9 protein-coding genes and 1 riboswitch are annotated in these 16,544 nt (G+C 42.3%); of the genes, 4 read left to right on the top strand and 5 right to left on the bottom strand.

Annotated elements, in window-relative coordinates; translation table 11 throughout:
* Positions 1-10: 10 nt before the first annotated feature.
* On the bottom strand, positions 11-655 hold the full coding sequence (locus AB3N61_RS04560; protein WP_367898592.1) for a hypothetical protein: 645 nt from the start codon (positions 653-655) through the stop codon (positions 11-13).
* On the bottom strand, positions 656-7,759 hold the full coding sequence (locus tag AB3N61_RS04555) for an RHS repeat-associated core domain-containing protein (RefSeq protein WP_367898591.1): 7,104 nt from the start codon (positions 7,757-7,759) through the stop codon (positions 656-658). It lies immediately after the preceding gene.
* A gap of 435 nt (positions 7,760-8,194) precedes the next feature.
* Here AB3N61_RS04555 and AB3N61_RS04550 point away from each other — a divergent pair, with 435 nt between their 5' ends.
* The 3 genes from AB3N61_RS04550 to AB3N61_RS04540 are packed head-to-tail and all read left to right on the top strand — an operon-like array spanning position 8,195 to position 11,027.
* Positions 8,195-9,064, top strand: coding sequence for an LA_3334 family protein (locus tag AB3N61_RS04550; protein WP_367898590.1), 870 nt, complete (start codon positions 8,195-8,197; stop codon positions 9,062-9,064).
* Positions 9,061-10,422: a Kelch repeat-containing protein gene (locus tag AB3N61_RS04545; protein WP_367898589.1), complete on the top strand. Its 1,362-nt coding sequence runs from the start codon at positions 9,061-9,063 to the stop codon at positions 10,420-10,422. Before AB3N61_RS04550 ends, AB3N61_RS04545 begins: the two co-directional genes overlap by 4 nt.
* A complete protein-coding gene (locus AB3N61_RS04540; protein ID WP_367898588.1) occupies positions 10,419-11,027 on the top strand; it encodes a tetratricopeptide repeat protein in 609 nt (202 codons plus the stop codon). The genes AB3N61_RS04545 and AB3N61_RS04540 overlap by 4 nt, the downstream gene beginning before the upstream one ends.
* Positions 11,028-11,076: 49 nt before the next feature.
* Here the strand turns inward: AB3N61_RS04540 and AB3N61_RS04535 are convergent, their stop codons facing one another.
* The 3 genes from AB3N61_RS04535 to AB3N61_RS04525 form a co-directional block, all read right to left on the bottom strand.
* A complete protein-coding gene (locus AB3N61_RS04535; protein WP_036091014.1) occupies positions 11,077-11,697 on the bottom strand; it encodes an ankyrin repeat domain-containing protein in 621 nt (206 codons plus the stop codon).
* 103 nt (positions 11,698-11,800) lie between these two features.
* Entirely contained in the window at positions 11,801-12,961 is a 1,161-nt protein-coding gene (locus tag AB3N61_RS04530) for a YncE family protein (RefSeq protein ID WP_367898587.1), read from the bottom strand.
* Position 12,962: 1 nt separating this feature from the next.
* Positions 12,963-15,065: a TonB-dependent receptor gene (locus AB3N61_RS04525; protein WP_367898586.1), complete on the bottom strand. Its 2,103-nt coding sequence runs from the start codon at positions 15,063-15,065 to the stop codon at positions 12,963-12,965.
* Positions 15,066-15,090: 25 nt separating this feature from the next.
* A riboswitch (cobalamin riboswitch) is annotated at positions 15,091-15,279 on the bottom strand.
* A gap of 349 nt (positions 15,280-15,628) precedes the next feature.
* Here AB3N61_RS04525 and lsa26 point away from each other — a divergent pair.
* The gene (lsa26, locus tag AB3N61_RS04520) at positions 15,629-16,369 is read left to right on the top strand and encodes a surface adhesion protein Lsa26 (protein WP_367898585.1); all 741 of its coding nucleotides are present in this window, start codon (positions 15,629-15,631) and stop codon (positions 16,367-16,369) included.
* Positions 16,370-16,544: the final 175 nt, after the last annotated feature.

Below are 16,544 nucleotides of genomic sequence, written 5' to 3'. Positions count from 1 at the left end.
TGGCAACAACTTACTCTGATTTTGGAGCATCCTTTTTGACTTCGCAGGGTTTAATCGGGTCTGAATCTGGGGTAGGCTCTATCGTGGAGATAATTTCATACCAATCATAACGGCTTCTATCATTTGCTAGTCGTTCTCCTATGGTTTTTGCGTCTGGATAAGGGATTCCTTTTTCTTTAAAGCTCAAGCGAATGGAATGATTTGGAGGGAGATCGATTTCAGTTCTTAATTTTCCGGCGTATCCTGATGTATTAAATGAAAAAAGATATTTCACCTTCCCGGAAGTAGTAGGCATTCGATATTCACACCCTTCCATAAAAACAAAACGAATATTCTCTTTAATTTCAAATGGTAAACTTTTTATGTCATTGTAGTATCCTTCCCAATAATCTGATTCCGGATGAATACTTCCGGGAGTTAATAAAAAAGGATTCACATCATCGAAGAATGCGAAAAAGGAATAGATTTTTATATTTCTCGCCTTCGATTGCTTTTCATACATTAAGTTTGAAAATTCAAACTTAATGTATGTATTCTGAAAATTATGAATAGTTCTCTGCCAATAGTAAATTCCATGACCAGGAACGCTGCCTGCACAAGAACAGAATACCAAAAGAGAAATTAATAGAAAGGAAAGGGAACGGATTAAATTCATTTATAATGTTCCTCCACAAGCTGAATGCATGTAATCGCCGGCACTATAAGCAAGTCCGGCTCCCGGAACTAACCCTAAACCTAATAAGCTCGCTCCGGCGCTAGCCCAGTCGCCGGTTGCAATACTGTGAGTGATACCAATGTAACCTAAGTATTCGATTGCTGATACGATATAGGTTTGAACTCCTGCTGATGCGGATACTCCAGTCAATCCCGGAGCCAACCAAGGCATCTGTGTTAGCACAAATCCCCCTACCATCGCACCGGCTTGACCTATGGCCGCGTAACAACCGGCTGTTCTCGCATTCTTTTCATTCCAATTTATATTATTGAAACTTGATTTAGAATATCCACCTGCTAGATACGCTTGGAAAGTAATTGGAGATATTATTGAGCCTACTGCAAGAAGTCCAATCCCGAGCCCGGTCGCAGCAAGAATAGGAATAAGAGCACTCACAAGCAGAGCAGTTCCCACTGCGGCAGCAAGAGCGGTAGTTACTACGGCAGATACGACCGCCAACGCCCCCATACCGACAAAAAGAGCTACTCCCGCCGCGGAAGCTGCAAGTCCTGCAGCGATAGCACTGGCTGCAAAACCGGTAGCGAGTGCGACGGCTGCAACTGTAGCACCTAACGTAATTGCTGCCACACTCGCCAAGGATGCGGCTCCGATTGCGGCAATCCCTGCCCCAACCGCAAGTCCAAGTCCGGTAGTGATAGTAGCGGTCGCTACTAAAGAAGCGGCTGCACCCACTCCTAAAGCGGTTCCAATCACTGCAGCAGGATTGAGCGCCATAACAATTCCAAGTCCGGCATCGCTCCATCTCTGAGAACTCACATAAAGCGCATTGCTAAAAAATGTACTTAACGAAAGATTAAAGTTCAAGAACCCAAGCCCGTTCCTTTCCAGGAAACTACTCAAAATACTGTTCCCGCTTGGGTCTGTGTACCTGATTGGATTACCTTCCGTATACATATACAGATCCATCCCCATCGGTCTCGAGGTATCCATAACCGAGTCCGCCTGTAAAAATCTTCCGATGACCGGATCGTAATATCTTGCTTTGAAATAATAGAGACCGGTTTCCTTATCTTCTTCTTGTCCATTGTATTTGTAACGGAACACATCCGGTCCGGAAGAATCGTTTCTCTGGATCTCTCCGTATGGTTTATAAGAAATATGTGATGCTCCGCCCTGGTTCCCTCCTGCGATCCTATTTCCATTCCCATCTGTTGCCATGGTGATGGAACCCAAATGATCCGGATGAAGAAATAAGAATCCGCCGACTGGAAGTCCCACCCCGGACCCCGGTCCCCCCGGCTCATAAGGGTTACTTACATTCGGTGTATTTGAATCAAATTGCGGTGGAACTAACCAGGGTGGATTTCCGTTACCACCGGGCATCAGAACAGAACAATTTGAAAAAGAAACGATCAGTATCGGAGAAGTGAATTTTAAAACGGACTTCCATAGACCTTCTTGAAAGGAAAGTAGTCCGAATCCAAGACCTAATAGAATTGTTATATACAAAAATCCTAAATTAGTTCCCGGCATTAGGAATAAATACTTTATTCCTCGGATGGAATTGTCTTTTATTGCCCAAGATAACGTCTTCCATCCCGTTTCTATTCCGGACGGTGAAGCGGAAATACTGTTTCCCAGATAACTTACAAGAACTGCGTCCGTTCTGGTCCACTGGGCCACCAGATCTCCAGAATTCCCCCGGAAGTACAATGTATGTTGCGGGGATTTTCCCGGAGAAACGGAAACTTCATACAATCCGCCCAAACTGATTGTTTTACTGGAATCGCTGGATTTTGTTTTTCGTATTCTGGTTCCCGAAAAGTCATAATCGAATTTAATACGATCTTGGTCTTCCGTTTGGATCTCTTTCAATTTTTGGAAAGGATCGTAGCGGAAACTTTCCCCGTTTTTGGAGATGATATTTCCGGAACCATCGTAAGAATATTGGTAAGAATGATTTTGACCTGCTACCCTTGTAACTGCATTCTTATGAGAAGGATTTTCATAAGAATAGAATAAGTTCCCTTTCTGGAGTAATTTTCCGGAATCGGAATATGTGTATTCTTCCGTTCCATAAATGCCCGAAGCGGACACCAGTCTATTGAGCGTATCGTATTGGAAGTTTTGGCTCCGTACCGGATTTTTTTTATCCAAGATAGAAAGATAATTTCCAAACTGATCGTAATTGTATTCTATACTTTGATAAATTTCAGTATCCTTGACGGAAACGAATCTACTAGGCCTACGTTTTATCAGATCATAATATATATCCGTTCGAACACCGTTTCCCAACTTTCTTTGGATCTTAAGTTCCCCATCCTCCAGGATAGGACCCTGGTATTGAACGATAGGAAAATCAGAACCACTTCCATCTCCGGGCGTTAAAGTGATCCCGGAAAGAAATCCAGCTTCGGAATATAAGTTCTTTGCAATACTTCCATCCGGATATACGGTCTCTTCTATTTGGTTTTGCAGATTATACTTTTTACGAATTACAAATTGTAGATCTTCTTCCGTGAGTTTTTTTACGACGAGGTTTTGATTCCCTCTTAGATCATATCCGAACTCCGTCGATCCAAGTGGGTCTGTTACTTTGGTCAATCTACCGATCCCATTCTCTTTATCCGGGTCATCGTATTCATATAAGTAATATACGACCCCGGTTTCAGGAGATTCTCCTTTCACTTGGGAGACTCTTCCTAAGATATCGTATGAGTATTGTATGCTGGAACCGTTTTGGTATTTTTGTTTGGATAATTTTCCGGAATTTGGATCGTATTCATATTCGATCCTTCCTGAATCCGGATGGACCACTTTGGTCTTTCTTCCTCCAAAGTCACTTTCAATAAACGTGGTCCCGTTTTCCGGATCTATGATCTCCGAAATCCTACCGGCAGAGTCATAAGAATAGCGTGTTGTCTTTCCTTGCTGAGTCGAAGAAATTACCTGACCGATCAGATTTCTCTCCTCAATGGTTTCCTTAATTAGATTTCCGTTAAGAAGTTCCCTTCTTTTAGAGATCAAACCGTCGGTTTCGGATTCGATCACTGTTCCATCGTTTCTTTCGCTTCGAACCTGGTTCCCTTCCGAGTCATAAGTAAAATCCGTCCAGGAAAAAGGATTGGATCCTTCTAAATACGGATCGATTTTCCGAGTGACCTGGCCCTCCAAATTCCGGCGAGTTTCCTCCACTAGAACGTACCCGTTTACTAGGCTGCTTCTTTTTTTAGAAATTTTAGTAATATTATTACTCAGATCTTCCTGCCAAGTCTCACCATTACTCCTTCGGAAGATTTTTCGGACAAGCTGATTCTCTAGGTCCCCGGTGTTTTCATATTCGATTTTTTCCGACCACTCGGTTTCCCCAGGTAAATAACTTTTTATAGCCCTCCCCTGAGGATCGTATTCCGTTCTGGAAATTCCCCCATTTTCGTCCGTGCTGGATAATTCCAAACCGTTTGCAAAATTATAGGTTTTTTCGGTGACCTGGCCTAGTCCGTTGGTCATCTTGAGCGGGAACTTATGTAGAATATTATCATATTCTACAGTGATCGAATTTCCGCTAGACTCTTTTATAAGACTTGGATTTCCGTAAGAGTCGTATGCCTGGATCATTTCGCTCTTCCAGACACCGGGACTCATCTCCTCTTTCACCGCTGATATTTGAAAATTAGAATATTCTATTTTTTTGTGAGAAATGATCTCCCCATTCTTCAATACTTGAATATCAGTCGGCTTTCCTAATATACCCTCGTTCCAATCGTTCAAATACGTAATTTTTTCGCCGACAGTGGTTCCGTTAATACTTGTGTCTTTGCGGGTATTATTTCCATAAGTATCATACGTTTTTGTTACCGTAGAAGATTGGAATAATTGACCTGCCCTATATACATTCTCCAGAGTATCCGTTTCCTGTATCAGTATGCCGCCGTTGAAAGATATTGATTTTCGGAAGTTTTTATATAATTCGGAAATTTTAGACCCATTCTTAAATTTCGTCTGAGCGGTCGCAATTCCAACAGCCTCCAAGAAAGGAGTATCATATTTCGTTTCCGTAATGGAATTGGAGATCGTATTTTTTTCTTCTATTTTTTGAAATCCTAAATATCCGGAATTTCTAAATCCGCCTCTATAAATTCGCGAGTGGAAATATTTATATGAATTTTCTTCCAAAACCGTACTCCCCGCTTTTTGAGAAAGTTTAACGGTCAAAAAGTCCGGAAACAGGAAAGGAAGAAATTCAGGATGATTCGGATCATATAACGCAAGTCCGTTCGCTGTCGGATGATTTTTAGAAAGGGAATACTCTAATTGAACGCTTACGTTTCCATCGGAGACATAGGAACCGTTCTCTATTTTGGTCAAAAGTCCGGAAGGAATATCGGAACGGAATCTTAACAGATGTAATTCTAAATTCGATTCATAAGGGAACTGACGATAAGCTACCGTATTCACAAATGGAATACTGGACGGCACGGAATATTGCAGCGGTCTTTTTTCGCCATTCAAGCCTAAAAGTTCCGGTTTACCATCCCCATTGATATCCAGCGGAATCAGATATCCTCCAGTCACCCAGGACTCGTCCCCATCGGCGGAATAAAATAGATTTCCATTCGAGTCCGTTTTAGAATAAGAAACGATTAGCCTAGATTCGGAAGAATCATATCTCAAGAAGTCCGCTCTTCCATCCCCGTTCAGATCTATGAATTCTTTTCTATTCCTCCAATTGAAATACGCATTATCCGAAGAACTTCCGGATGTATTTGCGGAAGGGAGATAATTTCTGAGATCTATAGGAATTTCATAATATGTGATATTCGTAATGTTTACCGAAAAATTCCGAACGGTTATCGTTTGGGGCAAGGAATCCGCATCTTCGTTATCTGCTTCTTCGGTAGTGCTTACATTCGCTCTAAGAATATCCGGAACCCCGTCCCCGTTTAAGTCTTGGGTCAAATCCTGATTCCAATACAACGAAAAACCGGGAAGATAATTGGACTGAGAAGTATCATACACCTCTACAATAAAGTACGGATTGGAAAGATCTGAATAGTTATAGGTAACCCTATCCTTGATCCCATCCCCAGAAAGATCGATTTCCATAAAAGGTTGGTTAGAGGCGGATGAACTTTGTTTTTGTTTAGATGCATATGCACCATTTACACTCACCGTTTGGAAGGCGCCTCCCCCGTTCGTTCTAAACTTTCTTCCATCGAAAGGATAATAGTGGATGGTCCCTTGGCTTGTGACCCCGGAAAAAAATACAAAATCAAGATATCCGTCCCCGTTCAGATCGGAAACGAATTGATCTCCGTCGTTCCCAAAGGTTGCTCTGGAAATTTCGGTTTGTTCTAATTCGATCAAATTCCCATTCTTAAAATCGTAGAATGTTAAGATCAATCTTGGATCGGAAGTCCCGTTGACCCTAAGCAGATCGGGGATCCCGTTTTTATCCATATCCACAAACCCTTGGAAAGAATTTCCTGGATCTGTAATATTCAATAATTGTGATTTTTGAAAACCGGAACCGGTAGAAAGATAGATCTGGATCTTTGTGGAAGTTTTTGCCTGCAAAAAATCGATCTTCCCATCACCGTTTACATCCGCCAAAAAATGATACGGTTTACTTTGATGTAAATTTTCCGCGATCAGTTCGGGATATTCTACGGAATGCAGATCCGGACCGTAATATACGATCCCTTTAGCACCATTGGACCTTAGGACTAAAAAATCGGTCTTCCCGTCTCCGTTAAAATCTCCCGGAAAAATCCTTCCTTCTGTGGTAACTCCGATCGGGTTCCCCTTAGATTCTCCGCTCACAGAAATCGAATCTAAATTTTCCGTATCCCAAGAAGAAAGTTTGGAAACGGAAAATCTTTGACTATCCATATTTCCCAACACTCGGACCATTTCCGGACTTCCGTCCCCGTCCACATCCGCAGGAACGGCAAAAGACATTTCAACACCGTTGGTGCAAATATCTTGGAAATTTTCTATCCCAATTTGGCAAAGCGAGGGCGCCGAATAGTTACTTGCAACAATACAACCCCAGTCAGCGGTACAAGCACAGGATGCAACAGTCGCCTCACAAAAGGATCTCACGCTGGGATCGGAGGCTCTATAAGAATTTTGGAATGTTTTTCCTGAGGACTTTACGTATTGGGCTTGATTCGACCGATTCGAATACGAAAAGAGGATCGGTTTAAAATTTTTACGATGAAAGGAAGTAAGAAAAGTTTCCCCATCAATGGTATCATAATCGAATTCATAAACCTCGCTTAAGTTTTCCGAACCTGAAAAATCCTTCGCATACACTTCGATTTTTTCTAATCTTTTCTTCCGGGAAAGAGATTTGGTGAGAGAGAAAATTTTTTCTCCAAATCTTTCAGACAGATCCTCATAAATAAAGAGGATCCGCGCATTTCCTCTGGCATACACGACCTCCTTAGGCATAACGTCCGCGGATTGAAGATTTTCCGGATCGTATTGGATATCATACCCGTTCCCGAACCTATCTCTGACCTTATCCAGGTAAAAGGCGATAGGCGCTCCATCACTATCCAATCTGGAATTGGAACCGCCGGAAAAGTTTTTTCCGTATTCGTAAATGATCCCGTTTTTATCTCGAACCTTCCAAACGGAACCATCGAACTCCGCTTTGGAGAAACTTTCGAATTTGAATTTATAATTTCCGCTTGTATCGGAGATCATTTCACCGAATTGGGAAGAAGTATATCCATCGGAAGAGCCGAAGTGAACTCCCAGATTCGGATTTTTGGAGATCTGAGGAAATCCAACTAAGGTCCAACCTTTCCCCAATATTCCCGAACCGGAGCCGGAATATTGGATATCGATGGAAGGAACCAAATCTCCAGTTCCCGGAGGGACCTGAATCGAAAGTGAAAATCCAGGCTTTCCATACGAATTTACACTAACGTCCGGAAACGGAAGAGGTATCTCGGTCTCCAATCCGAAAAATGTCGAGAAAAATGAATAAATAGGACGTAGAGGGTTCCAAGCTAAAAGCAGGATTGCACTACAAAATATAAGAATTACATAATATCTTCCGGTCCTAAACATTAGCTTGCCAAATCCTTCTTTGTATTTCCGGAATTTTGTTCCGGATTGGAATTAGCCGAGCTGTGAGCGGTTCACCTAAAGGCGACTTTTATATATAAGAGCACTAACACGTTTAAAATTTCCAATGTCAAACATAAATATCCCAATTTAGGATATTAAAAATCACAATTTCCACATTCTTTTTCAAATATCCTGAATTGGGATTCAGATGAATCTCCCATTTTCGAATTTGGAATCCATATTCCGCACGAATTCCGAATTTTAACCCAAAAAGGATCCATCACCAAAGGAACATACAAATTTTAAAATATACTATTTTGGGATATTTTAAATGAATTCAAAATAAATTTCTTTCTTTTTACTCGAAGAAGTCACATCCCATCCATATAAGGTTCGGTCGAATTTTTTTCCACCTTCCTAATCGAAAATACGTCTATGTCCAAAAAGTGTACTTTTATTTTTTGCGGGATCTTCTTACTGCCTTCTTATCTTTTCGCTTTCGAAATTTTATTTAAGAATGGAGATGCTTTTATCGCGGAAGAAGTTTCGGAAGAACCGGAATACATTCTTTTTTCCTGGAAAGAGAAAAGATATAAGATCCCTAGGTCGGAACTCCAACGGATAGACCCCAGGAAGAAGGGTCCTGATTCCTCCTATCGATATTCCGAATTCAAACTAACGGATGGCACCCAACTTAAAGGGGTCTTGATAGAAAAAAGAGAGAATAAACTCATCTTAAAGACGGAACTTGGTTTTGCCGAGTTGGATAGAAGTAAAATCCTCTCTCATAATTTTGACGATATCTCCTCGGAGCCTCCGATACTATCTGAACGATATCTATTAGAAACTTCTAAACAAATAGAATGGAGAATCGGATTTTTCGCTTCCGGATACTATTCCTGGGGTGCATGGGGACAGGCCTTCCCTATCACATACGGAGGTGGCGCATTCATAGAAAGAGATACAAATTCCAAACTTTGGTTCTATGGAGTTTCTTCCGAGGCATCCATTGGAAAAGGTAGGAACGGAAACTTAAGTATATGGAGCCAGTCCCTGTATTTGGGAAAATATTACGGAGCTTCTTCTCCGTATTGGTTAACTGGCGCCGGTTTCAGTAATTTAGTCCGATCGGGAGAGGAAAGGATCTCTACGATCAATCCGGATCTCATTTTCGAATTCGGCTGGAATTGGCGAACGGCATCCGGATCTTCCATACGAATTGGGATCCGATCTCAGTGCAATATAGAAGAAGGAACGAACTTTTGCAGATCAGGCTTCCGATTCTCCTGGGGGTTTGCTATATGAGAAAAATATATTCTATTTTTATAATTCTTTTTATCTCCCTGCTCATTTGTTTCTGCTCGGCTTCCGGCTTATCCGAAATTTTAGGGGAAGAATCTTCCAAAGTGGAATTCGCATTTGTAGCCAAATTAGGCCCGAAATCGGCAATTCTTTCTTGGAATTGTTCGAAAGTTTCCAAGGGTACGATGTATACTAGCGAAGGAATTACCCCAAGTGCAAATTCTTCTAAAACCCATTTTTTAGAATGGAGGCATTTGACCCCGAATACTTCATACAGAGCGATCTTAACCTGCGGATCTCAAAGGATAGAGGAAGGTAATATTTTAGAATTTACGACCTGGATCTCTAACGATCCTCCCAAAACGAGAGGGATTTGGATCTTAGGCGGGATCGGTAACGACGGACTTCCTATTCGAGAAGTGGATCTATTCGATCCTGTGACGGATATTTGGTATTCTTCCATTACGACCATCCCAAGTCCTCGGATCTTTGCCTCCATTCTTCATCATAAAAACAAAATATATGTGATCGGAGGTATGGAGAATGTTTCGGGGACCTATGTTTCTTCTTCCAAGGTCGAAGTGTATGATCCGTATGCGGATCTATGGGAAACAAAATCTTCTTTACCTTCCGGCTCTATCGGCGCGGTGGCAGGTTCCGTAGGGGATGAGATCTATCTTCTATCCGGTTCCAATTCTACCGATATGACGAATGGCCCGGTATTTAATACAATTCTAAAGTTCTATCCGGAATTGGGAACAAACGGTCAATGGATCTCTTATTCTTCCGCCTCCACGATCTTTAGTAGGGTTGATATGGCGGGTTGTACGATCAACGGTATTATTTTTTATACCGGTGGTAGGACGTATAATAGCGGAAGCGCTAACGCAAGCACGGATGGTTTTGCCGCTTCCGCAAATACGACTACTTCCTTTAGCGAACCGAGTTTGGGGGAATCCAAACATGGAGCTGCGAGCGTTTGTATTTTACCCTCTTCGTCCGATCCTTTCCCTGCCGATGGAGTTTATTTCACGGTTGTCGGAGGTTCCACCGGTTCCGGCAATGTTTTCCAACCTGCCACTTCCATTATTCCCACCAACAGAACCGAATTTTTTCAATTAGGTTCTTCTTCCTTTTCTTTGGGACCAAGCCTTCCGAGCTCTTTATATTTTCCCGCAGTCCAGACTTCCTATGAAACTAGGAAAATTTTCTCTTTTGGAGGAGCTTCATCCATTAATATCCCGGAAAATACCGTGTATTCTTTGGATTCCGGGAATCCATTAGGTTCCGCGTGGACAACTCATCCTTCAACTATGCCAAGAAGAAGATATGCTCATAAAGCGATCCGGATCGACAGATGAAAATTTCCCTCAGGAAAGATACAATTTTTAGAATATTCGCATTTTGTGTTCTTGTAATCTCTCCTTTATTCCTACTTTCGGAAGAGGAATTAGCGGAAAGCGGATGGATCCAAGAAGGAAACATATTATTAGAATCTAAACAATTCGAAGAAGCGGAATTATTGGCAAATTCCGTTTTAGGATCCGATCCTTCCAATTCAAAAGCGGAATTTATTTTAACCCGGGCCTGGATCGGAATAGGAAATGAAGAAAAGAAAAAGGGAAACTTTCAAAAGGCGAAAGAATATCTTATGAAAGCCTACGAAAAATGGCCTTTAAACGAAAGTATTCGAAAAGAACTTGCGGAGTTAGAAAATTATCCGGATCAAAGTAAAAAATTATCTCCAATAATTAGAAATAATACGCCGATCTCAAGCGTTTCCACCAAAAGTATGGAAGAATTGACTGCCGGTATGAACCTTCTCCGCTTAGAGATAGAAAGACTAAAAATCGAACTAGAAACGGAACGGAAAGAACGAGTAAAAGGGAACGATTGGAACTGGACGTATCTCCTATTAGGAATACAAATCGCGGTTTTATTTGGGATATTCAAGAAAATTAGGTAATTATAATGTTTTAATATTCGGCGATTAAAATAATCACAAACAGCAAAACCTAAGGGCTAAAAGCCACTCCTCTTTCCGCTGCGATATCTCTGGCGGTTTTTCCATCCTCCGTTTTAAGATCCGGATTTGCTCCCTTTTTCAAAAGTAAATCGACGATTTGTTCGTTTCCTTGTCTGGTTGCGGCAATATGAAGCGGCGAAAAACCTCCATCTTGCGTAAAATTAGGGTCTGCACCGTTCTCCAATAGTAACGCAACCGCGTCGGCCCGCCAGGAAGCTACAGCAGAATGTAATGCAGTATTACCGATCGATAATTTACTTTTGGATTTAGCGTGAATGTCCGCTCCTTTCTCCAATAAATATCGAATAATGGAAAGTCTTCCGAAATGAGACGCCAAATGTAAAGGGGTCCAACCATCCGGACTATAAGAACGAACGATACTCGGATTTGGATCGACGAGCCCTCTAACACGGTCCTCGTCTCCTAAAGCTGCCGCTTCAAACAGATTAAGTGGAATTCCTAAGGCGAGATACGAATTTACTATATCGTCCTTGCCGAAATAGAGAGCGAATAATACGGGAGTGATCCCTTCCGGATTTAGTTTGGAGGCCAGGTCCGGATTTTCTCTTAAAGAGTAGATAACTTGGGCTTTATGACCGGCAGCGATCATTTGAAAAATATCGGAACTCAAGGAAATAGGCCTCCGAAAAACAACGAAGGATCATCCATTCTTTTAGGGCTTTGTCAATCCGGTTTCGACACAAGGTAAAGAATTATTCTTTGAGTTGTATCAAGTCGAAAGGTTGGAGGTCCACGGAGATCGGAACCGGTGTTAAAAGCCGATTGTCTCTAGTATCGAACATCGTAACTCCCGGTTGAGAGAATTGGGTATTGGAAACGTAAAGTATCTCGTCTTCCCCAAGAAGAATTGTGGTCAGGCTCGCGTCGTAAGAAGAAGGAATAAAAAGCAGATCTGCCAGTTTCTGTCCAGTGCTTGGATTAAATACTTGTAATGTTTTATTAAAGGAAGCGTCCAGAACGCTTGCATAACCCAATTGTTCGTCCTTGATCTGTACTCCTAATATATCCCCGCCCGCCGCAGTTTCCGGAAATAAAAAGCCGGAGCGAAAAGTTCGAGTAGAAAGTCGAAACGCCACCACTCCGCCGTCAATCTGGCTTAAAAAACCCATTCTATTTGCAGCGGCAAAAACCAAATGAGTCTCTCCGAAAAGTTCTAAGATCTGCGGTTTCCCGACGGGATTCGGGGTCGGAAACGTATAAGTAGAAATAATAGAATCCGTTACAGTATCTATTTCTAAAAGAAGAGATCCCCAAGATCCTGGAGGGAAATATCCGCTCGGATCGTTCCGATCCAATCTTTGTAAAACGATAAAAAGACTCGTACCCACGATCTGCATACCGGACATTTCTGGCAGGTTATCCGGAATGGCGCTTGGTTCTGAATATCCTCCCAGGTCGATCTGGCCTAAACTCGCTCCCGTCAAAGGATGAAGAACTCTCAATATTCTGGATCCGTAAAGTGATACGTACGCTTTGTTCTGACCGACAATCGCGATATCGGTGGGATTTGTGCCGGAACCCATGGACCATTCAGCAATCGTTTGGAACCCGAAATTCGGATCCAAAACCTGGATACTGTCCCTATTTAAACGATTTAGAATATACACCCTATTGTTTCCGAATCTCGCTACCGCATCGGAATGGATAGGTGTCAGTCCCGGATAAGAAACAAGAAGTTCCGGATTTAACACCTTAAACCTTCCTCCTCCCCCAAAGTCGGTGGTGACGACTCCGATATTATTCGGGAGATTCGGAGTTAAGAACAACGTATATAAAGGTGGTCTTTCAATATCTCCGCAGAAGGAAAGGAAAATGAGTAAACCGGAAAAAATAGAATAGGATCTATTTCTCATTTTAAAACCTCCCACTTAAGGTGATAAACCAGTTTCTTCCCGGCAGAGGATATCCTACAATATCCTCCACTCTTTTATCTCCCATATTGCGGAGATCTATACTTAAGAGCAGTTCTTTCGGAGCCTTTTCTCCTTTTTTGTTAGGATCTTCCTCTTCCGTGGAAGAGTATAATACCAGTGTGAGATACGCGTTCCAAATCTGCCGAGCAGGTTGGTAATTCACATATTCGTTTGTCCTGTCTTTGAAGACGGCTCCCACATACACTCCTTCAAAACCGAGCTCCCAGGTTTTTCCTCTATATGCGATCGTTCCGGAGATTTCATGTTTCGGTCTAAGAGGGAGATATTTACCGTTCAGATAAGGCGCAGGAGAAGTATTGATCGCTTCTTGGTAGGTATATTCTAATAGAAATTTCCAGCCCTTGTATTCCGTCTTATGAGAAACCTCGGCACCATCAATCCTGGCAGAGTCGATGTTTTCAGGCCGGAGAGTAAACTGAGAATTCGGAATAAAAAGGATCATATCCTTGATCCTCTTTCTAAAGTAGGAAATCGTAATATTGGATTTAAGCTCCCCGTTTTTGTATTTGCCTGTGATACCCGCGTCCGCATTCTCACTTCTTTCAGGTTTTAAAGAATCGTTTGCTATGATCGTCCCGACCTCTCCAAATAGTTCCAAAAAACTCGGGATCCTATATTGTTTTGCGATATTGGATTTGAATTCCAAAGAATAATTTTCTTTTTCCCAAAACCTCCAGAGAAGTCCCGCTTTAGGATTCGAAAATTCGGAGGTTTTTATGGCAGAAGCGAACGGATCCTGCTTTCTATACCAAGGTTCATCGGACTGGAATTTATCCCGGTAAGAATCCCAAGAAACTCCCGGGGTTAAAACTAGTTTTCCGTCCAAAAACCGGAACTCATCCTCCACCTGAAACGTCGTGTAGGTTCTTGTTTTTCCCGGTTCGTATTTAAGATCGATATTTTGAGGTGTACTTCTGGATCTTTCGAATGTTTCCTTTTCTATCCCTGCATGAAATTTCAATATTTGATAATATTCTAATAGATAGAGAGTCGGAGTGATTTGCGCCCCGTACTGTCCCATATTGGCTGTGGAGTTAGGGGTTCCTTTGGAAAATTCGGATTTAGGATCGAATAAGTCGTCGTTCGTAAAAGATGTGAAAGCTCGAGTCTCCAACCTTAGTAGTCCATCAAACAAACCTTTCGTATCCGTTCCGAGTGAGGTAGTATTTCTAAGATATCTGCGATGTACTTTTTGGGTTTGGTTACTGGCTGGTCCTGGAATTCCATGAAATCTATAATTTAGATCGTTCCAAAATTTGATCTTGGTGGCTCCGATATCTCCGCTCAGTCCCAGCATTCCGGATGTTCTTTCATACTGAGCGTTCCTTCTTCTATCGATCGTATCGTCTAAAGGATTAACAAGCAATGTGCCGTGGTTGTTCAGATAAGAAAAGTTTTGGTCCGATTTTTCTCCAAGTAAAAATACACTAGCCCCGATCCCGCCATAAGTCCCCGTATGCGTTATGCTACCTTTTCCCGTATTAAAACTTCCGGCACCGATATTGACCCGGGTTTTAGGCGGACCAGATCCTACTCTTGTGACTAGGTTTACGCTTCCACCGATAGTCGATCCTGAAAATCCTACAGGTGCACCACTTCTGTAAACTTCTATACTTTGTAAATTGTCGAAAGGAAGATCCGCCAGGTTGACTTCTCCACCTTGCGCATTATTAAAAGGGACTCCGTCTATAAAGATCCTGGATTGGTTCGGGTTTGTTCCTCGAAGAGAAAGAGTGGAATACGACCCAAGTCCTCCGTATCTTCTGATCCGAACCCCTGCCTCTCTTTCCAAAACGTCCGGAAGATTCGTATAACGTGCATTGTATTGGTCCAAATCGATTGATGTCTGAAAACCGGTCGGATTTTTTCTGAAATTTTCGGGTTGAGAATTGGAACTGGTCTTTCCCACAACTTTTACAGGGGAGCTTTCCGTTTTCTGGTTCTCTTGGGAAAATATTTGAACGGAAAATAAAAAAAGACCTAGATGAAGGATCTTACCGATTTGTTTGGGTCTTTTGTTCATTGAGGCCTTAACTCCCGAAAGCCGAAATATTGAAAGTAGCTCGGATAGGTTTTCTGACTCACGCCCGGCTTAAGACCCTTCCCGTCTTTCGACAGTGGTTTTGTCTTACCGTTTAGGCGTTTACAGCTGCGGGTACAGCTCCGGAATTTCACCGGATTCCCTTTTCAGATCTACTTGCAAGACCAGGTTCCCAACCAGAGTCGAAGGGGCAATCTGAAAAAGGGTTGGCCGCCTCTTGCTTACGCAAGACCGGGCTGCTCCGGGCTCGGACATACGTCCTCGTCCTTCGCTTACGCTCAGGACGCTTCGCGCCCTGCACATCCCTGGCGGGTTTTGTAAATGAAAACTCTGTGTGCTCCGTGAACTCTGTGCGAAACTTGTTTGTGCATTTATTGGTTCACACGGAGAGTACTGAGATCTCGGAGGGACTTACATGCGGATTTTTCAAGAACGGAAAGAAATATTTTCTTGATGTAAGATAAAAATCGGAAAGGATTCACGAATTCGCGACCCAAAGGGAATCCCCAAGGGTCTGCCTACATAACAGGGAGCACCGAACTCGAATGAAACGAATTCCATCCTTAAGATTTCTTTTACTAGGGATCTTTCTTTTAACTACCTCATCCTTATCTGCGGCAGGAACTTATTCCGAAGGTTGGACAGTTGCAAAATTGATCCAATTCGAAAGCAGAGGGATCGTTTTTGAATCTTATGAAGGTCTTTTAGAAGTGTATACCATAAACGATTCGGAAGCTTGCGACGAAATGAAGGACGAATGTTATGCTCCGGCAAAACAAAAAATCGAATTCAGCGTACGCCCCGAGAATGCGGATGTGGTGAACTTCTTAAGCAAAAGTCTGAACCAGGAAATTTTAGTCCAGTACAGGATCCATAGATTCGAAGCGATCGCGTTGTCTTCCGATTACGAAGTGATAGGAGCTCAACTCCAAGAAAGATCACTTCCGAAAGGTTTACCGGACAAGATCGTAAGCAAAAGTAAATCCGGAGGAAAAAGGAATTTTTCCGTTACAGGTCGTATTCTAAGTTTAGAATATAAGGGAACTATGATTGGAACTTGGGAAGGATTGTATCTGGACGAGACCAGAAATAAAGTGCACCCTTTTTCAATTACCGATGAAGAGATCGCAACCTTTGCCACTAACACTCTTAAATTCGGACTTAGATATTTCTTAGGCGTTTCCGTGGCTTACGTAAAGGGTTGGAGAAATTCTCATTATGATATTTATGAGATCAACTTCAAAGCTCCTGCAGGTGCATTGGAACCTACCGGAAAGACTGAATAATTCACATTAAAGTTTTATTAAGTAGAAGACCGATGTAGGAACTCCTACGTCGGTCTTTTTTATTTTAAGGATTTTACCGGGGCCTTGTTGGAGCTCCTACTGAATTTTGGGAAACGGCCCCACCCCTTCGCAGCGACTCGTAGGGAGCGAGAAGACAACCAGCTTTGCTGAGTCG

Source organism: Leptospira sp. WS58.C1, from assembly GCF_040833995.1.
Taxonomy (GTDB): Bacteria; Spirochaetota; Leptospiria; order Leptospirales; family Leptospiraceae; genus Leptospira_B; species Leptospira_B cinconiae.
This window is presented reverse-complemented; position numbering and strand designations above follow the sequence as displayed.

Bases quoted from the DNA above. Each gene is read 5' to 3' on its own strand.
- AB3N61_RS04540 (WP_367898588.1), top strand. From the start codon at position 10,419: ATGAAAATTTCCCTCAGGAAAGATACAATTTTTAGAATATTCGCATTT.
- AB3N61_RS04545 (WP_367898589.1), top strand. From the start codon at position 9,061: ATGAGAAAAATATATTCTATTTTTATAATTCTTTTTATCTCCCTGCTC.
- AB3N61_RS04550 (WP_367898590.1), top strand. From the start codon at position 8,195: ATGTCCAAAAAGTGTACTTTTATTTTTTGCGGGATCTTCTTACTGCCT.
- AB3N61_RS04560 (WP_367898592.1), bottom strand. From the start codon at position 655: ATGAATTTAATCCGTTCCCTTTCCTTTCTATTAATTTCTCTTTTGGTA.
- AB3N61_RS04530 (WP_367898587.1), bottom strand. From the start codon at position 12,961: ATGAGAAATAGATCCTATTCTATTTTTTCCGGTTTACTCATTTTCCTT.
- lsa26 (WP_367898585.1), top strand. From the start codon at position 15,629: ATGAAACGAATTCCATCCTTAAGATTTCTTTTACTAGGGATCTTTCTT.
- AB3N61_RS04525 (WP_367898586.1), bottom strand. From the start codon at position 15,065: ATGAACAAAAGACCCAAACAAATCGGTAAGATCCTTCATCTAGGTCTT.
- AB3N61_RS04555 (WP_367898591.1), bottom strand. From the start codon at position 7,759: ATGTTTAGGACCGGAAGATATTATGTAATTCTTATATTTTGTAGTGCA.
- AB3N61_RS04535 (WP_036091014.1), bottom strand. From the start codon at position 11,697: ATGATCGCTGCCGGTCATAAAGCCCAAGTTATCTACTCTTTAAGAGAA.